20 protein-coding genes and 1 pseudogene are annotated in these 15517 nt (G+C 67.2%); 11 read left to right on the forward strand and 10 right to left on the reverse strand.

The window, feature by feature from the left end; all coding sequences use genetic code 11:
- The first annotated feature begins 94 nt into the window (after positions 1-94).
- Entirely contained in the window at positions 95-1030 is a 936-nt protein-coding gene (locus ACFPU0_RS26790; protein ID WP_377696326.1) for a LysR substrate-binding domain-containing protein, read from the forward strand.
- Between the two features lie 51 nt (positions 1031-1081).
- Here ACFPU0_RS26790 and ACFPU0_RS26795 read toward each other — a convergent pair whose 3' ends face one another.
- The 6 genes from ACFPU0_RS26795 to folM form a co-directional block, all read right to left on the reverse strand.
- Positions 1082-1354 (reverse strand): putative glycolipid-binding domain-containing protein, encoded by a 273-nt coding sequence (locus tag ACFPU0_RS26795; protein ID WP_377696327.1) that lies wholly within the window; start codon positions 1352-1354, stop codon positions 1082-1084.
- A gap of 222 nt (positions 1355-1576) precedes the next feature.
- Entirely contained in the window at positions 1577-1918 is a 342-nt protein-coding gene (locus ACFPU0_RS26800; protein WP_377696328.1) for a HopJ type III effector protein, read from the reverse strand.
- Positions 1915-2208: a DUF1244 domain-containing protein gene (locus tag ACFPU0_RS26805; RefSeq protein ID WP_044873575.1), complete on the reverse strand. Its 294-nt coding sequence runs from the start codon at positions 2206-2208 to the stop codon at positions 1915-1917. Before ACFPU0_RS26805 ends, ACFPU0_RS26800 begins: the two co-directional genes overlap by 4 nt.
- A 116-nt stretch (positions 2209-2324) precedes the next feature.
- Positions 2325-2696, reverse strand: a complete 372-nt coding sequence (gene folX / locus ACFPU0_RS26810) for a dihydroneopterin triphosphate 2'-epimerase (protein WP_069085509.1) — start codon at positions 2694-2696, stop codon at positions 2325-2327.
- Positions 2697-2699: 3 nt separating this feature from the next.
- Positions 2700-3260 (reverse strand): GTP cyclohydrolase I FolE, encoded by a 561-nt coding sequence (gene folE / locus ACFPU0_RS26815; protein WP_377696329.1) that lies wholly within the window; start codon positions 3258-3260, stop codon positions 2700-2702.
- Positions 3261-3282: 22 nt separating this feature from the next.
- The gene (gene folM / locus ACFPU0_RS26820; protein ID WP_377696330.1) at positions 3283-3993 is read right to left on the reverse strand and encodes a dihydromonapterin reductase; all 711 of its coding nucleotides are present in this window, start codon (positions 3991-3993) and stop codon (positions 3283-3285) included.
- 292 nt (positions 3994-4285) lie between these two features.
- Here folM and ACFPU0_RS26825 point away from each other — a divergent pair, with 292 nt between their 5' ends.
- The 3 genes from ACFPU0_RS26825 (at position 4286) to ACFPU0_RS26835 (ending at position 6280) form a co-directional block, all read left to right on the forward strand.
- Positions 4286-5233: a MerR family transcriptional regulator gene (locus ACFPU0_RS26825; protein ID WP_377696331.1), complete on the forward strand. Its 948-nt coding sequence runs from the start codon at positions 4286-4288 to the stop codon at positions 5231-5233.
- Positions 5234-5372: 139 nt separating this feature from the next.
- Positions 5373-5822, forward strand: a complete 450-nt coding sequence (locus tag ACFPU0_RS26830) for a flavodoxin (RefSeq protein WP_377696332.1) — start codon at positions 5373-5375, stop codon at positions 5820-5822.
- Positions 5822-6280, forward strand: coding sequence for a cupin domain-containing protein (locus tag ACFPU0_RS26835; protein WP_377696333.1), 459 nt, complete (start codon positions 5822-5824; stop codon positions 6278-6280). The genes ACFPU0_RS26830 and ACFPU0_RS26835 overlap by 1 nt, the downstream gene beginning before the upstream one ends.
- Positions 6281-6400: 120 nt before the next feature.
- Here ACFPU0_RS26835 and ACFPU0_RS26840 read toward each other — a convergent pair whose 3' ends face one another.
- Entirely contained in the window at positions 6401-7291 is an 891-nt protein-coding gene (locus ACFPU0_RS26840) for a LysR family transcriptional regulator (RefSeq protein WP_377696334.1), read from the reverse strand.
- Between the two features lie 96 nt (positions 7292-7387).
- Between ACFPU0_RS26840 and ACFPU0_RS26845 the strand changes: the two genes are divergently transcribed.
- From ACFPU0_RS26845 to ACFPU0_RS26875, 7 genes are all read left to right on the forward strand, one after another.
- Entirely contained in the window at positions 7388-7774 is a 387-nt protein-coding gene (locus ACFPU0_RS26845; protein WP_377696335.1) for a CidA/LrgA family protein, read from the forward strand.
- Complete coding sequence (locus ACFPU0_RS26850; RefSeq protein ID WP_377696336.1) at positions 7764-8450, forward strand: LrgB family protein; 687 nt, start codon at positions 7764-7766, stop codon at positions 8448-8450. The genes ACFPU0_RS26845 and ACFPU0_RS26850 overlap by 11 nt, the downstream gene beginning before the upstream one ends.
- A 94-nt stretch (positions 8451-8544) precedes the next feature.
- Positions 8545-9327: a class II aldolase/adducin family protein gene (locus ACFPU0_RS26855; protein WP_377696337.1), complete on the forward strand. Its 783-nt coding sequence runs from the start codon at positions 8545-8547 to the stop codon at positions 9325-9327.
- 50 nt (positions 9328-9377) lie between these two features.
- The gene (locus ACFPU0_RS26860) at positions 9378-10202 is read left to right on the forward strand and encodes an alpha/beta fold hydrolase (protein WP_377696448.1); all 825 of its coding nucleotides are present in this window, start codon (positions 9378-9380) and stop codon (positions 10200-10202) included.
- A gap of 119 nt (positions 10203-10321) precedes the next feature.
- Positions 10322-10573 carry a hypothetical protein gene (locus ACFPU0_RS26865; RefSeq protein WP_377696338.1) on the forward strand — a complete coding sequence of 84 codons (252 nt, stop codon included), beginning with the start codon at positions 10322-10324 and terminating at the stop codon, positions 10571-10573.
- A 107-nt stretch (positions 10574-10680) separates the two neighbouring features.
- On the forward strand, positions 10681-11592 hold the full coding sequence (locus ACFPU0_RS26870) for an SDR family oxidoreductase (protein ID WP_377696339.1): 912 nt from the start codon (positions 10681-10683) through the stop codon (positions 11590-11592).
- Positions 11593-11847: 255 nt separating this feature from the next.
- Entirely contained in the window at positions 11848-12624 is a 777-nt protein-coding gene (locus ACFPU0_RS26875) for a crotonase/enoyl-CoA hydratase family protein (RefSeq protein ID WP_377696340.1), read from the forward strand.
- 66 nt (positions 12625-12690) lie between these two features.
- Here the strand turns inward: ACFPU0_RS26875 and ACFPU0_RS26880 are convergent, their stop codons facing one another.
- From ACFPU0_RS26880 to ACFPU0_RS26890, 3 genes and pseudogenes are all read right to left on the reverse strand, one after another.
- A complete protein-coding gene (locus ACFPU0_RS26880; RefSeq protein WP_377696341.1) occupies positions 12691-14097 on the reverse strand; it encodes an NAD(P)/FAD-dependent oxidoreductase in 1407 nt (468 codons plus the stop codon).
- 205 nt (positions 14098-14302) lie between these two features.
- Positions 14303-14706: pseudogene (locus ACFPU0_RS26885) on the reverse strand (helix-turn-helix domain-containing protein); the annotation flags it as partial.
- Complete coding sequence (locus ACFPU0_RS26890; protein WP_377696342.1) at positions 14631-15434, reverse strand: SirB1 family protein; 804 nt, start codon at positions 15432-15434, stop codon at positions 14631-14633. The gene ACFPU0_RS26890 and the pseudogene ACFPU0_RS26885, both read right to left, overlap by 76 nt.
- Positions 15435-15517 lie beyond the last annotated feature (83 nt).

A 15517-nucleotide genomic window follows, 5' to 3' on the forward strand; every position in this document is an offset into this window, starting at 1 on the left:
TGCACTTGCGTTGGGGGGATTGTTTGGGGGAGGCTCACGTTAAGACAAACGAGAAAAAACGCTCCTTTGGGGTAAAAAAATTTAAAGGTGCCAGATGGGCCATCAGCTTCCTCATCTGCCGTGGCTTCGGTCGTTCGAAGCGGCAGCGCGCAACCTGAGTTTTTCCGCCGCCGCCAGCGAGCTGCACATGACGCCCGCCGCGGTCAGCCTGCAGATCCGCTCCCTGGAGCATTACCTGGGGTTCCAGCTGTTCGAGCGGCTGCCGCGTGGCGTGCGCCTGACGGACATGGGGCTGGCCTACCTGCCGTCGATCCGCAAGGCCTTCGACGAGCTGTCCATGTCGACCGTCGGGCTGTTCGGCAGCCGGGGAGATCGTTCGATCACCGTACGTTCGACCGCGGCCTTCGCCGTGCTCTGGCTGGCGCCCCGGCTGGGCGAGTTCATGACGGCCTATCCCAACATCGAAGTGCGCCTGTTCGCCGACATCTGGGCCGATGCGCTGGGTGCGGACCAGACCGCCATCGACATCCGCTTTGGCGATGGCCACTGGGAGGGGTTCGACGTCGAGCTGATCCAGACCGAGGCGTCCATTCCGGTGTGTAGCCCGGTCTGGCGGGAGCGGGTGCAAAGCGACGGCGACATGGTGCGGCTGGCCCAGGACAACCCTATCCACATCATGGGTTGCGAGGATCTGTGGACGCGCTGGTTCCGTGCCGCCGGCGTGGCAGACTTCACCAGTCGCAAGGGCATCCAGGTCGACACCTCGCTGACGGCCCTGGAGTTGGCCAGCGCGGGGTCGGGGTTCGCTTTGGTGCTGCGTAGCCTGGCCCGGCCCTACATGGAGGCCGGCAAGGTGGTGGCGGCCTTCGATGGTGAACTACCTATCGACCAGGCCCACTACCTTCTGCTGCCCAAGGGCGGCAGCCGGCCGACACCGGAGGTATTGCTGTTCCGCCAGTGGCTTATGGACAAGGCGCGGCTCGAGAGCCAGGCCGTATCGACGGACCGCGAAGCGATCAAGCAGGGGTGAGAGACGTTTCTGCTGACATTGCAGTGCGGCGTCAGACCCAGGTATTCAACGTCAGCGTCCGCCACTCATGCGCTGACACAGCTCTTGGGCTTGCTGGCGCAGGCAGTGGTAGCGCGACTGGCGGGCTTCCACCCGCAGGCTCGGCAGATCAATGTAGGCGATCTGCAATTGTTCGCGCTGGCCGGTGTCCAGGCCGCGGCGGTGCTGGCCGTTCAGCAGCCAACGGCCACGGATATCACGGTCAAGGCGCAGGCTGCTTTGGCCGTGGTTTTCCACCTTCAGCCAGAGATGGCGGAAGCGCCAGCGCGGATCGCTGTCCAGCACGTAGGTGGCGGCGATGCATCCGTACGCCCCGGGAGGAGGAGAGCGTAGGGCGGTGGTCTTGTGGGGGGAATGACCTCGCCATTGCGAGCACTTTCCGTTCACCCATGGGTAGATGTTGCGAAGGATACGCGTTTGTGTAGGAAAAAGGCTGCCAGATATTGCTGGCAGAAAACCGAAGCCAAAACGTAAGAGAAGCCGCCCCGAATGGGGCGGAGAGGAGGATCAGGCCTTGCGCTGCAGCGGCTGGCGCTCGAAGCGCACACTTGCCAGGCCAGTGTTCATCAGGGCGCGGATATTGCCGTGGTCACTGCCCTCGGGGGTGGCCAGCACGGCGCGGTAGTGCTCGCCGAAGGCCAGCAGGGTTTCTTCCAGGCTGAAGCCTTCCAGCAGGGCCAGACCGATGGTCTTGCAGGAGCCCTCGTTCTGCCCGGCGGCGTTTTCCACCGGGCCGTTGCTGAAGGCGCTCTGCTGGTAGTCGTAGCCGGCGGCGATGAACGCCAGGGTGTCGGCGAAGAGGTGCTGGTCGCTGTGCAGGCGGGCGCGGAAGTCGTTCAGGTCGCTCATTCTTTGTTCGCTTTGTTGAAGGCCGCTTGCTGCTCGGCGCTGGCTTCTTTCTGGTACTTGGCTTTCCAGTCGGCGTAGGGCATGCCGTAGATCTCTTCGCGCGCCTGGTCCGGGGTGACGTCCAGACCCAGATCGTCGGCGGCGGCCTTGTACCACTTGGACAGGCAGTTGCGGCAGAAGCCGGCGAGGTTCATCAGGTCGATGTTCTGCACATCGGGGCGGCTACGCAGGTGTTGCACCAGACTGCGGAAGGCTGCAGCTTCGAGTTCGAGGCGTTCTTGCTCGGTCATGGCAGGATTCTCCTGGGGCTTGCGGGAGGAACTGGGCGGGATGATAAGAGCCCTCCTTGGCCCCGGCAATCGACTGATAGACAGCTCACGATCTCGAGCGGATCGTGGACCTTATCTCAGCGATGGCCGGCGAGGGTAATGGACACCGACTCGGCGAAGCGCAGCGCGTGGGGCTTGTCCACTTCCACCTCGGCGTAGCGCACGCTGGGGTTGGCCATCACCAGGTCGAGGATTTCCTGGGTCAGGCGTTCCAGCAGGGCGAAGCGGTTTTCTTCGACATGGCGGATGATGGCCTTGGTGATGGTGCGGTAGTTCAGCGCGTGGTCGATGTCGTTGTCCCTTACCGCTTCCTCGGCCGGGTAGAGGATGGTGAGGTTGATCAGCACATCCTGCTTGTTGAGGATTTCCTCTTCCTTGATTCCGATGAAGGTGCGCAGGCGCAGGTCCTTGACGCGGATTCGCGCCATTCCAGGCTCCAGTCTCGGCATGCTCTAGTTGCTCCGCTTGATCAATTTCAGAAATTCGTGGCGGGTGTTCTGGGATTCCCTGAAGGCTCCGAGCATTACCGAGGTGCTCATCACCGAGTTCTGCTTCTCCACCCCGCGCATCATCATGCACATGTGCTGGGCCTCGATCACCACCGCCACGCCGGCTGCCCCCGTCACCTCCTGCACCGCCTCGGCGATCTGGCGGGTGAGGTTCTCCTGGATCTGCAGCCGACGCGCGTACATGTCGACGATACGGGCGATCTTCGACAGCCCCAGCACCTTGCCGGTGGGAATGTACGCTACATGGGCCTTGCCGATGAAGGGCAGCAGATGGTGTTCGCAGAGGGAATAGAGTTCGACGTCCTTGACCGTCACCATCTCGTCGTTGTCCGAGGCGAAGAGCGCGCCGTTGACGATTTCCGCCAGGCTCTGCTCGTAGCCGTGGCAGAGAAAACGCATGGCCTTGGCGGCACGCCCAGGGGTGTCGCGCAGGCCTTCGCGGTCCGGGTCCTCGCCCAGCCTCAGAAGGATCTCCCGGTAGTTTCGGATCAGGTCGTCGTTCATGGTGGCAGTCCTCCCAGCCGCTTCAGCGCAAGTGGCGGCCGCCGTTCAGGGTGAGTGTCGTTCCGGTGACGTAGGGGTTGTCCAGCAGGTAGCGCAGGCTCTGGTAGACCACCTGCGGGCCGGGTTCTATCCCCAGCGCCGACTTGGCCAGGGTCTTGCTGCGGTAGGCGTCGTCGTCGCCGGCGTTGAACATCACCAGCGCCGGGGCGATGCCGTTGACCTTGATGTACGGGGCGAAGCGCGCGGCGAAGGACAGGGTCAGGTTGTCCAGCCCGGCCTTGCTGGCGCAGTAGGCGATGCGCTTTTCGCTGCCCTTGCGCGCCACGTCGTCGCTCAGGTGGATGATGTCCGCCGGGCTGCTGCGACGCAGCAGTTCCTCGCAGTGCAGGTTGATCAGGTAGGGCGCCAGCATGTGCACGCTGAACAGGCGCTGGAAGGCCTCGGCCTCGTGGCCGGGCGCTTCGGCCAGCCAGTCGGAGGCATTGTGGACGACGGCGCGCAGGCTGTCGGTGCAGCCCTTGAGCTCAGCGATGAAGGCGAGGATGCCGGCCTCACTGGAAAAGTCCGCCTGCACTGCCAGGGCACCGCGTTCGCGCAGGTGCTGCACGCCTTCGCGCTCGGTACGGTAGCTGATGATGACCGGCTGGCCCTCCTCCAGCAGGCGTTCGGCGCAGTAGAGTCCGACGCGCTGGCTGGCGCCGGTGATCAGGATCGGGGCGGCGGGTCGGCTCATGGTCGCCTCGGGAGCTGAGGGTGGTGGCCGGCGGAAAGGAGGGTGCGGGCCGAATCTGCACCACGTTATACCAGGGGTGGGGGTTGTACAAATACGCGGGCGCGTCAGGCAGCGCCGGGGTGGTGGGCTGCGTTGAAATAGGGGCAAGGACTATTCCGGTTTTTCGGCAAAGCGCCAGCGAGAAGGCTGACTGGCGGGGCGTGCCCCAACCGGCGCGGGCTCCAGATGATTGGAATCCCCGCAACAAGGTTTAAACTGCCTGGAATCATCCCCCCCCCGACGATTTCCTGCCATGACCGAATCCGGTGCATCCCTCGCCTCGGGCGCCCTGAAACAGGAAGAGCTCTTTCCCATCCGTGAGGTTGCGCGCCTGACGGGCGTCAATCCGGTCACCCTGCGAGCCTGGGAGCGGCGTTACGGTCTGATCCAGCCGACCCGCACCGAAAGCGGCCACCGCCTTTATTCACTGGCCGATGTCGAGGCGGTGCGCAGCATCCTGGCCTGGATCGAGCGCGGCGTGTCGGTGAGCAAGGTAGGCAAGCTGCTGGCCCGCAGCCAGGCGGCCAGGACACTGGCGGCGCCGGTCTACCACGAGCGTGCGGCGGGGGAGTGGAGCGAGTGGCGGGGGCAGGTGCGCGCTGCCGTCGTCACCCTGGATGAGGGTGAGCTGGAGCGGGTCTACGGTCAGGTTTTCTCCACCTATCCGCTGCACGTGGTGTTCGCCGACGTGCTGATGCCGGTCTGGCAGGAGCTGCTGCTGCGCCAGGATGAATTCGGCCGTGGCAGCGAGTGGGTGTTCTTCGACAGCTTCCTTCGGGCCCGAGTCCTGCAGCGGCTGCAGCTGGCCCGTTGCGGCCGGCAGGAACGGGTGATCCTGGCGCCGTTGCCAGGGCAGGGCCGCGAACTGGAACTGCTGGTGGCCGGCTTGCTGCTGGGCAGCAGCGACGTGGCGGTCAGCGTGTTGGGCGTGGGCCAGCCCCTGGCGGAGCTGGCGATGGTCTGCGGCAAGTTGCAGCCCCAGGCACTGGTGCTCTTCTCCAATCATCCGCCAGCCGATGACCTCGGCCACCAGCTCAACCGCCTGGCCCTCGGCCTGGACTGTCCCCTGGCCCTGGCCGGCGAAACCGCCGACCTGATGGGCGATGACCTGGATGGTACGCCGGTGGCCTGCCTGGGTGGCGAGGGGCGGCTGATGCAGCGGCGCCTGCGGCAGTTCCTCGCCGGGCATCTGGATACCTGAGCCAGTGCACGGCATTGGCAGGACGGGGGGATAGCTCGTTCCAGAAGGCGCTGCCGTCCTGGCGGCCGTTGCGCAGATCCTGCCGGCCCTGCCAGTTGCGGCATAATGCGCAGCATTACGCCCCAGACTCGGAGTACCCATGAAAGTCGCCATCCTGTCCGGTTCGGTCTATGGCACCGCCGAAGAAGTCGCCCGTCACGCGGAAAAGCTGCTCAAGGCCGCTGGCCTGGACGCCCATTACCTGCAGCGGGTGAGCCTGGATGAACTGATCGCCTTCGACCCGGAGGCCCTGCTGACCGTCACCGCGACGACCGGCATGGGCGAATTGCCCGACAACCTGCTTGCGCTCTATCACGAATTGCGCGACCGCCTGCCCGACTGGCGTGGCCGCCCCGGCGCCGTGCTGGCCCTGGGGGACTCCAGCTATGACCAGTTCTGCGGCGGCGGCGAGCTGATGCGCGAACTCCATGCCGAACTCGGTCTGCGCGAAGTGGTGGAGATGCAGCGCCTGGACGCCAGCGAAACCGTCACCCCGGAGCTGGATGCCGAGCCCTGGCTGAACGCCTTCATCGCGGCGCTGAAAGCCTGATGCATCCGCGCGCCGAGTACCTGACCCGCGAACTGCAGCTGGAGCCGCACCCGGAGGGCGGCTTCTATCGGCGGGTGTTCGAGTCGGCCATCCAACTGCCGGGCGGGCGCGCGGCCTCCTCGTCCATCTTCTTCCTGCTGCCGCAAGGTGCGGTGAGCCGCTGGCACCGGGTGGATGTGGACGAGACCTGGCATTTCTACGAAGGCGAGCCGCTGGAGCTGCTGATCGCCGAATCCCCCTTTGAGGTCCGCCGCGAAATCCTCGGCCCGGTGGGCGAGGGCAGCCTGCCCCAGCGTACCGTGCCCGCCCATGCCTGGCAGGCCGCCCGTGCCCTGGGCGCCTACACCCTGGTGGGCTGTACCGTCGCGCCGGGCTTCGAGTTCGCCGGCTTCCGCATGCTGGCCGATGATCCGCAGGTGCAGCGGGACTGGCCGTTGCTGGACCCGCAACTGCTGTAGGGGGCGTCTTGTTGTAGGGGCGAATTCATTCGCCAAGCAGACCGCAGGTCTGCCCTTCATGGTCCATCTGGGGCAGCTGCGCTGCCCTTGGCGAATGAATTCGCCCCTACAAGTCCCCGCTCAGCCTTGCCCGAGGGGCGAATACTCCCGCAACAACTCCAGCCACGCCTGCGCCGCCCGTGACAGGTAGGCCCCGCGCCGCCAGACGAAGGCGATGTCCCAGCGCAGGTCGGGCTCGCGCAATGGCACCAGGCGCAGGCCGGGGCGTTGCAGGGGACGGGCGACGATACGCGGCAGCAGCACTACGCCCTGGCCGGCTGCCACCAGGGCGGCGAGGAAGTCCGCCTGGCCGCTGCGGCCCACCTCGCGCGGGGTGAAGCCGGCCTGGCGGCAGGCCAGCAGCAGGCGATCGTTGAGGGTGAAGCTCTGCTGATAGAGCAGGAAGGGCGAGTCGGCCAGCTGCGCCAGGGCCAGGCTGTTCTCCTCGGCCAGGGGATGCTCCGCCGGCAGCAGGACATCCAGGGGCTCGTTGCAGAAGGGTTGATACTCCAGCGCGGGATCGCTCGGCGTGAGGCTGCCGCCCAGTTCCAGCTCGCCCTGCAGCAGCGCCTCCTCCATCAACTTGCTGCCGCCCTCGAACAGCCGCACCACGATATTCGGGTAGCGCCGCCGGTACTCGGCGAACAGCTCGGCGAACAGCACTTCGCCGCCCAGCAGCGGCAAGCCCAGGCGCAACTCGCCACGGCGCAGCTGGCTGAGGTCGTCCAGTTCGCTGTGCAGGTCCTGGCGCTGGCGCAGCATGTCCTCGGCATGGCGCAGCACCACGGCGCCGGCATCGGTGAGGCGCAGGTGCGGGCCGCTGCGTTCCAGCAGCTGCACGCCGAGGCGCTGCTCCAACTGGGCTACCTGCTTGCTGATGGTGGACTGGGTGGCGTGCAGGGTCTTGCCTGCCTGGGTGAAACCGCCCTGGCGGACCACCTCGACGAAGCTGCGGAGCTGGCGGAATTCCATGGCTATTCCAATCTCGAATGGCTGCAAGTCGAACAATTCGCTTTTGGGATGATAGGCGCGGACCTAAGCTGGCCACCAGTCCCGAGGACCACCGCCATGAATCGCTCCCGCCTGCTCCGTTTCTGCCGTCTCGCCACCGAACTCGTTGTCCTGCTGGGCCTCTATGCCTTGGGCTGCAAGGTCGCGGTGCTGCTGGGCTGGCCGATTCCTGGCGGGGTGATCGGCCTCGGCCTGTTGCTGGCGGCCTTCGCCAGCGGCTGGGTGAAGCCGGCGGCGCTGCAACTGGGCGCCGGCCTGCTGATGGCGGAGATGCTGCTGTTCTTCATCCCGGCGCTGATGAGCCTCCTGGACTACGGCGCGCTGCTGCGCCAGGACGGCTGGCGCATCCTGCTGGTGATCGGCGCCAGCACCCTGCTGGTGATGCTCGCCACCGCGCTGACTGTCGAATGGGTGTGCCGCTGGAGGATGCGCCATGAGCATTGAACCCATGTCCTGGTTCTGGCTGGCCCTGACCCTCGCCGGCTACCTGGCCAGCCGCTGGCTGTACCGGCGCACCGGCCGCTACCTGCTGTCGCCGCTGATCCTCGTGCCCGCCGTGCTGTTGGCCGTGGCCGTACCACTGCACACCGCCTACGCCGAATACGCCGGCGCCACCCACTGGCTGATGCTGCTGCTGGGACCTGCCACCGTGGCCTTCGCCGTGCCCATCTGGCAGCAGCGCGCTTTGCTCGCCCTGCACTGGCCGGCGCTGCTGCTGGGTATGCTGGCCGGCAGCGCGGTGGCCATCGCCAGCTCCTGGGGGCTGGCCAACGCCCTGGCGCTGGAGTCCCAGGTGAGCCTGTCGCTGGTGCCGCGCTCCATCACCACGCCCTTCGCCATGCCGGTGGCCCAGGGCCTGGGCGGCGTGCCCGAACTGGCGGCGGTCTTCGTCATGCTCACCGGGGTGTTCGGCGCCCTGGCCGGCGGCCTGCTGATCCGCTGGCTGCCCCTGCGCAGCGCCCTGGCCCGTGGCGCGCTGTTCGGCGTCGGCGCCCATGGCGCGGGCGTCAGCCGGGCCCAGGAGGTGGGCCGGGAAGAGGGCACCGTGGCCGGCCTGGTGATGGTGCTGATGGGCCTGCTCAACCTGTTCGCGGCGCCCCTGGTGGCAGGCCTGATCTGACTCGCAAGGCCATCAAGCTGGCCGCCAGGGCGACTATCGTCCCGGCGGCCCCTGGCTAGACTCGTCGGACACACAACAACAACGAGGTTTCGCCATGACCGCCGCCCAAGCCCTCCCTTCGCTCGACCTCAAGGACAAGGTGTCCGCCGCCGAGTGGCAGACCCGCGTCGACCTGGCCGCCTGTTACCGCCTGATCGCCCTTTACGGCTGGGATGACCTGATCTTCACCCACATTTCCGCCAAGGTCCCCGGCACCGAAGATTTCCTGATCAACCCCTACGGCCTGATGTTCCACGAGATCACCGCCTCCAGCCTGGTGAAGATCGACATGGCCGGCAACAAGCTGATGGACAGCCCCTACGACATCAACCCGGCCGGCTACACCATCCACAGCGCGGTGCACGAAGCACGCCCGGACGTGGGTTGCGTGCTGCACATCCACACCCCGGCCGGCATCGCCGTGTCGGCGCAGAAGAATGGCCTGCTGCCGCTGTCCCAGCAGTCGCTGTTCGTCCTCGCCAGTCTGGCCTACCACGGTTACGAGGGCGTGGCCTTGCACCATGAGGAGAAGGCCCGCCTGCAGGCCGACCTCGGCCAGGCCAACTTCATGATCCTGCCCAATCACGGGCTGCTCACCGCCTTCGGCAGCATCGCCGACGCCTTCCTCGGCATGTTCACCCTGCAGCGCGCCTGCGAGATCCAGGTGATGGCCCAGGCCGGTGGCGGCGAACTCATCCACATCCCGCAGCAGATCCTCGATGGCGCCCGGGCGATGGTCGCCGGTGTGATGAAGACCTCCCAGGGCATGGGCGGCGCGCTGCCCTGGCCGGCGCTGCTGCGCAAGCTCGACCAGCAGATGCCCGGGTATGCCCAGTGACGGCGTTGGCCGGCATCCCCCTGGGTGACTGGCGCGCCCAGGCGCGGGAGATGGTCTTTCGCGGCCAGCGCATCCGCTACTGGATGGCGGGGGAGGGCGAGCCGTTGTTGCTGATCCACGGCTTCCCCACCGCTTCCTGGGACTGGCATTACCTCTGGGCGCCACTGGCGCGGCGCTTCCGGGTCATCGCCTGCGACCTGCTGGGCTTCGGCTACTCCGACAAACCGCGCGGACATGACTACCGGCTGCTGGAGCAGGCGGACCTGAACCAGGCCCTGCTCGCGCACCTGGGCATCGACGGTCCGGTGCATGTGCTGGCCCATGATTATGGCGACAGCGTTGCCCAGGAGTTGCTGGCACGGCACCACGAGGGACGCCTGGAACTGGCCAGCTGTGTCTTCCTCAACGGCGGGCTGTTCCCGGAAACCCACCGGCCGGTGCTGGTGCAGAAGCTCCTGCTCAGCCCCCTTGGCGGCCTGGTGGGGCGACTGTTCTCGCGGCGCAAGCTGGCCGCCAGCTTCGCCCGGGTGTTCGGGCCCGGGACCCAGCCCAGCGAAATGGAGCTGGACGACTTCTGGCGGCTGATCGCCGAGCAGGACGGTCCGGCGGTGATGCATCGGCTGATCCGCTACATCCCCGAGCGGCGCCAGCAGCGCGAGCGCTGGGTGGCCGCCATGCAGAAGGGCGGGGTGCCGCTGCGGGTGATCGATGGCGCGGTGGACCCCATTTCCGGCGCCCACATGGTGGCGCGCTACCGGGAACTGATACCGGATGCCGACACCGTGCTGCTGGAGGGCATCGGCCATTACCCGCAGACCGAGGCCCCGGAGCAGGTGTTGGAGCACTACCTGGCTTTTCGTGACCGACACGGATAACGGAAATATCCACAGCCGATTCAGACCTGACCGTCTCCTGCAACCGGAGGCACGGCACTAGCATTTTCGGCCTCATTCTTTGGCCGGGCGATGGCAGCCCGGCGACTCCGAGGCCGACCATGCTCTTTCGAACCCTGGTGTTCCTTTATCCCCTGATCCGTACCCTCGGTCCGCCCACGGCGGCCCTGCTGTTCATCGGCAGCCTCAGCTGCGCCGGCTATGCCTGGGTCAGCGAGCCTTGCCTGTGGCCCTGGATCGCCGCCGCCGGCCTGCTCCTGGCCGCGGCGCTGCTGGCCCTGCTCTGCCACAGTTACCAGTGGTGGCTGTTCAAGCTGCGTCCGCACGGCTGCCTGTTCATCCCCATCAAGTAGCGTCGTCCTTATCGGCCACCATTCATGGCGGCTGCAATTCTTGTGGACCGGGGCCGAGCTGCCCGAGACTCGGCGCAAACCCAGGCCTGCCAAGGAGCCCAACCCCCATGAACGATGCAATCCGCTTCGAAGACAAAGTCGTGATCGTCACCGGCGCCGGTGGCGGCATCGGTCGTGCCCATGCCCTGCTGTTCGCCCGGCATGGCGCCAGGGTGGTGGTCAATGATCTGGGCGGCAGCACTCACGGCGAAGGCGCCAACGCTTCGGCAGCGGATCGCGTGGTGGCGGAAATTCGCGAAGCCGGCGGTACCGCCGTGGCCAGCCATGATTCGGTGACCGACGGCGAGAAGATCGTCCAGGCCGCCCTCGATCATTTCGGCCGCGTCGACGTGGTGGTGAACAACGCCGGCATCCTGCGTGACAAGACCTTCCACAAGATGGACGACGCCGACTGGGACCTGGTCTACAAGGTCCATGTCGAAGGCGCCTACAAGGTCACCCGTGCCGCCTGGCCGCACATGCGCGAGCAGGGCTACGGCCGGGTCATCTTCACGTCGTCCACCTCGGGCATCTACGGCAACTTCGGCCAGTCCAACTATGGCATGGCCAAGCTCGGTCTCTACGGCCTGACCCGCAACCTGGCCATCGAAGGGCGCAAGAACAACATCCTGGTCAACGCCATCGCCCCCACCGGCGGTACCCGCATGACCGAAGGCCTGATCCCGCCGCAGGTGTTCGAGCAGCTCAAGCCCGAGCTGGTCAGCCCGCTGGTGGTGTTCCTCGGCAGCGAGCAGTGCCAGGAAACCTCCGGCCTGTTCGAGGTGGGCGGCGGCTGGATCGGCAAGGTGCGCTGGGAGCGCAGCCTGGGCTTCGGCTTCGACCCCAAGGCCGGCTTCGACGCCGAGGACGTGGCCGCCAACTGGCAGCGCATCTGCGATTTCGAGGGGGCCGCGCACCCGGCGGACAACGTCGAGGCCCTGCGCGAGATGATGGCCAACCTGCAGAAGTACGCCCTCTGATCGCGCCGTTCAGCGGGGCGCTTCGGCCAGCGGGCTGAACATTCCCGCGAGGACGCACTATGGTGAAGGCCGGCCTTGTTGCCGGCCTTTTTCATTGGCGATGGCGGCGGGTAAATCAACTGTAGGGGCGATTTCAATCGCCAAGGGCGGCGCAGCTGCCCCCGCGGAACCCATCGGGGCAGGCCTTCGGCCTGCTTGGCGAATGAATTCGCCCCTACAAGGATGCTCGTCATTCACAGTTCTCCAGGAGCCCCCATGAACATCAGAGTCGAGAAGAATGGCCCGGTCACCACCCTGATCATCGACCGCCCCGAGGTACGCAACGCCGTGGATAGGCCCACGGCCGATGCACTGGCGGCGGCGCTGCGGGCCTTCGAGCTGGATGAGGAAGCGCGGGTGGCGGTGCTGACCGGGGCTGGCGGCACCTTCTGCGCGGGGGCCGACCTGGGCGCGGTGGCCGAGGACGGTGCGCGGCGCAATCGCCTGGAGCCCGACGGTGACGGGCCGATGGGGCCGAGCCGGATGCAACTGCACAAGCCCCTGATCGCCGCCGTCGAGGGCCACGCGGTGGCAGGTGGGCTGGAGCTGGCGCTGCTGGCGGATATCCGCGTGATGGCCGAGGACGCTGTGTTCGGTGTGTTCTGCCGGCGCTTCGGTGTGCCCCTGATCGACGGCGGCACCGTGCGCCTGCCGCGCATCATCGGCCAGGGCAGGGCGCTGGACCTGATCCTCACCGGGCGCCCGGTGAGGGCCGAGGAGGCGCTGGCCATGGGGCTGGCCAATCGGGTGGTGGCCAAGGGCGAGGCGCGTGCCGCCGCCGAGGAGCTGGCCCATACGATCGCTGCCTTTCCCCAGCGCTGCATGCTGGCCGACCGCGCCAGCGCTTACGCCCAGTGGGACCTGCCCTTCGAGGCGGCCATCGCCAATGAATTCAAGGGCGGGATGAAGGTGATCCGCAGCGGCGAGACCCTGGCCGGCGCCCGCGCCTTCAGCGCCGGCAAGGGCCGCCACGGCAGTTTCAGCGGCGAATGATCGCAGGATCTTCACATCCCACACCCCCAGGCTGTTGGCCGGCAGCAGCAGGGCGTCTGCAGGGATTCAGCGCATCAGGCTTTCCATCAGCTCGGCCAGCTTCGCCGCCATGGCGCGGCGCCAGGGCGCGCTGTGGGGATCGGCCAGCACCCGGTCCTCGTGGACGAAGCTGCGGATGATGGCGTTGTAGCCGAGCCAGCGGCAGGGTTCCGGTTCCCAGGCGTCGAGGCGGTTCAGTGGCCCGTCGCCGAGGACCCAGGGCTGGCGGGTCAGCAGGCTTTCCTTGCCGAGGATCAGGTCGGCCAGGGTGCGCCCGCCCAGGTTGCTGGCCCCCACCCCTTCACCGCCGTAGCCGCCGGACAGGGCGATGCCGTTCCTGCGGTCCACCAGCATGTGTGGGTGGAAGCGCCGTGCCATGCCCAGGTTGCCGCCCCAGCTGTGGCTGATGTGCACGTTGCGCAGCTGCGGGAAGAGTTCACCGAGCAGGTAGCGGCGCAGGCCGACCTCCTCATCGCTGAGCTGGAAGTTCTCCCGCAACCGGCCGCCGAAGCGGTAGCCGCCTCGGGCGCCGAAGGCCAGGCGGTTGTCCGCGGTGCGCTGGCCATAGGTGACCTGGCGGCTGCTCTCGCTGAAGGCCTGGCCATGCTCCAGGCCGATCTCGGCCCATTGGTCGTCGGAGAGCGGCTCGGTGGCGATCAGCAGGCTCTGCACCGGCAACTGGTACTTGCCGAGCGGCGGCAGGCTGGCGGCATAGCCTTCGATGGCGGGCACCACCCAATGGGCCTTGAGCTCGCCCTGGGCGGTGCGCACCCGGCCCGGCTGCCAGTGCGTGACGGGGCTCTGCTCGAACAGCTGCACCCCCATGCGCTCCACCGCGCGGGCCAGGCCGCGCACCAGCTGCGCTGGCTGAATGGTGGCGCAATGCGGGGTGTGAATGCCGCCGTAGGGATTGGCCACCCGCAGCTGGCCGTTCAGCTCATCAGGGCTGAGCCAGCGGTAGTCGGCTTCGGAGAGACCTTCGGCATGCAGGGCCGCCAGTTGGTCGCGCAGGCGTTTCTCCTGCTCCGGGTAGCGGGCGGCGCAGTAGAGGATGCCGGCCTTGCGGTAGTGGCAGTCGATGGCTTCGCGCTGCAGCACCTCGGCGACTTCGTCGGGGATGCCGTGGAGCAGGTCGAAGGAGGCCCGGCGCACCTCGGCCGGCAGCGGCGCCAGGGCGCGGTCCTCGCCCAGCAGGTTGCCCATCAGCCAGCCGCCATTGCGGCCGCTGGCGCCGAAGCCGGCGAACTGCGCCTCCGCGATGGCAATCGTCAGTTCCGGGGCCTGGCGCTTGAGGTAGTAGGCCGTCCACAGTCCGGTGTAGCCGGCGCCGATGATCGCCACATCCACTTCCAGCGAGCCGGCCAGCGCCGGTCGCGGCTCGAGGTCTTCATCGAGCTGGTCCATCCACAGGCTGATCGAGCGCCAGTTCGGCATAGGCGGGTCCCCGTTGGCAGGTTGTCGTGGCTGGCAAGGCTAGAGCCTGGCAGGGCGTTTGTCGTGTGCGCGGGCACGCAGGGAATGCGATGGTCCGGGTGGGAGATGGATTGTAGGGGCGAATTCATTCGCCAAGGGCAGCGCAGCTGCCCCTGGGAAGCCTCGCAGGGCAGGCCTTCGGCCTGCTTGGCGATTGAAATCGCCCCTACAGGCTTTTGTGCAGTTGTTTGAGGTAAGCCTTGGGCGGACAAACCCGATGTGCCGGCGGAAGCAGCGGTAGAAGGCCGACAGGGAGTTGAAGCCGGCGTTGAAGGCCAGTTCGTCGATCCGCACCGGCGGCACGGCGGTCTCCAGCAGCTGGAGCAGATGCTGCAGGCACGCCTGGTTGACGTATTGGTAGAAGCTCTGGCCGAGCATCCGGTTCAACAGGTAGGAAATCTGGTTGCGGGTACGGCCGGGGTCGAGGTAGGGCTGGGAGCGCTGGAAGTACTGTTCCAGGTCCCGCGCCAGCATGCCCGAGCCCCCGGAGGGCTTCAATGCAGCGCCTGGACCTGGCCGAGCCGGTGCAGGCGCTGCGCCAGTTGCAGATGCTGGGCGGGGTTGTCGCAGAGCAGCAGGGCGCGTTCCAGGTCGTAGCGCTCGGCCTGGGGGCAGTCCAGGCGCTGGTAGATGTCCGCGCGGGCCAGGTGGTCGTGCATGGTCGGTGGTCCGAGCAGCAGCACGCGCTCGGCGTCCTTCAGCGCGGCGAGGAATTCGCCGGCTTCCTGGTGCAGCAGGCGCAGGTTGCGCGACAGGCGCTGGATCATCTCCGCCGCACTGGCGGTCTGCAGGTGGACGGCCTGCAACTCGGTCTGCGGACCCAGGACCCGTGCCAGCAGGTCACGGCAGTCGCGGGTATAGAGGCGACGCCCGCTGCAGGGGTCGAGCAGGTGGTCGGCGCCCGGTACCCGCAGCAGGAAGTGACCAGGGAAGCTGACCCCGGCCAGGGGAATGCCCAGGCGTGCGGCCAGTTCCAGGGCGATCAGCGCCAGGGACAGCGGCTGGCCGCGCCGGCGCGCCAGCACTTGTGGCAGCAGGGCCGCGCGTGGGCGCAGGGGCGTGTCGTCATCTTCGTGGAAGTCCAGCTCGTTCAGGCGCCGGAGCAGGGGCTGGGCCAGTTCCGCCGGTGGCAGGTTCGGCAGACCGGCGGCCACCAGTTGGAGCAGGCCGCCGAAATCGCGCAGGACCTGTTGCGGGTCGAGGCGCGGGTCGTGCTCGGCGGCGATCCACAGCGCCGCCTCCAGCATCGCCGGCGATTCGCGTTCGAGGCAGTCCAGACAGCGTTGGCGCGGGTCCATGGGGTATCTCCGAAGGGTTTTTTCCTTGTAGCCAACTGGTTGATTTTCGTCCAGTAGTGGCACTTGCCGCGGTTATCTCGGTG

It is taken from the genome of Pseudomonas sp. GCM10022186, assembly GCF_042656385.1.
Classification (GTDB): domain Bacteria; phylum Pseudomonadota; class Gammaproteobacteria; order Pseudomonadales; family Pseudomonadaceae; genus Metapseudomonas.

What these genes read in the sequence shown, in the direction of transcription:
- ACFPU0_RS26790 (WP_377696326.1), top strand. Translation starts at nt 95, where the DNA reads ATGGGCCATCAGCTTCCTCATCTGCCGTGGCTTCGGTCGTTCGAAGCG.
- ACFPU0_RS26800 (WP_377696328.1), bottom strand. Translation starts at nt 1,918, where the DNA reads ATGAGCGACCTGAACGACTTCCGCGCCCGCCTGCACAGCGACCAGCAC.
- ACFPU0_RS26805 (WP_044873575.1), bottom strand. Translation starts at nt 2,208, where the DNA reads ATGACCGAGCAAGAACGCCTCGAACTCGAAGCTGCAGCCTTCCGCAGT.
- folX (WP_069085509.1), bottom strand. Translation starts at nt 2,696, where the DNA reads ATGCCGAGACTGGAGCCTGGAATGGCGCGAATCCGCGTCAAGGACCTG.
- folE (WP_377696329.1), bottom strand. Translation starts at nt 3,260, where the DNA reads ATGAACGACGACCTGATCCGAAACTACCGGGAGATCCTTCTGAGGCTG.
- folM (WP_377696330.1), bottom strand. Translation starts at nt 3,993, where the DNA reads ATGAGCCGACCCGCCGCCCCGATCCTGATCACCGGCGCCAGCCAGCGC.
- ACFPU0_RS26825 (WP_377696331.1), top strand. Translation starts at nt 4,286, where the DNA reads ATGACCGAATCCGGTGCATCCCTCGCCTCGGGCGCCCTGAAACAGGAA.
- ACFPU0_RS26830 (WP_377696332.1), top strand. Translation starts at nt 5,373, where the DNA reads ATGAAAGTCGCCATCCTGTCCGGTTCGGTCTATGGCACCGCCGAAGAA.
- ACFPU0_RS26835 (WP_377696333.1), top strand. Translation starts at nt 5,822, where the DNA reads ATGCATCCGCGCGCCGAGTACCTGACCCGCGAACTGCAGCTGGAGCCG.
- ACFPU0_RS26840 (WP_377696334.1), bottom strand. Translation starts at nt 7,291, where the DNA reads ATGGAATTCCGCCAGCTCCGCAGCTTCGTCGAGGTGGTCCGCCAGGGC.
- ACFPU0_RS26845 (WP_377696335.1), top strand. Translation starts at nt 7,388, where the DNA reads ATGAATCGCTCCCGCCTGCTCCGTTTCTGCCGTCTCGCCACCGAACTC.
- ACFPU0_RS26850 (WP_377696336.1), top strand. Translation starts at nt 7,764, where the DNA reads ATGAGCATTGAACCCATGTCCTGGTTCTGGCTGGCCCTGACCCTCGCC.
- ACFPU0_RS26855 (WP_377696337.1), top strand. Translation starts at nt 8,545, where the DNA reads ATGACCGCCGCCCAAGCCCTCCCTTCGCTCGACCTCAAGGACAAGGTG.
- ACFPU0_RS26860 (WP_377696448.1), top strand. Translation starts at nt 9,378, where the DNA reads ATGGTCTTTCGCGGCCAGCGCATCCGCTACTGGATGGCGGGGGAGGGC.
- ACFPU0_RS26865 (WP_377696338.1), top strand. Translation starts at nt 10,322, where the DNA reads ATGCTCTTTCGAACCCTGGTGTTCCTTTATCCCCTGATCCGTACCCTC.
- ACFPU0_RS26870 (WP_377696339.1), top strand. Translation starts at nt 10,681, where the DNA reads ATGAACGATGCAATCCGCTTCGAAGACAAAGTCGTGATCGTCACCGGC.
- ACFPU0_RS26875 (WP_377696340.1), top strand. Translation starts at nt 11,848, where the DNA reads ATGAACATCAGAGTCGAGAAGAATGGCCCGGTCACCACCCTGATCATC.
- ACFPU0_RS26880 (WP_377696341.1), bottom strand. Translation starts at nt 14,097, where the DNA reads ATGCCGAACTGGCGCTCGATCAGCCTGTGGATGGACCAGCTCGATGAA.
- ACFPU0_RS26890 (WP_377696342.1), bottom strand. Translation starts at nt 15,434, where the DNA reads ATGGACCCGCGCCAACGCTGTCTGGACTGCCTCGAACGCGAATCGCCG.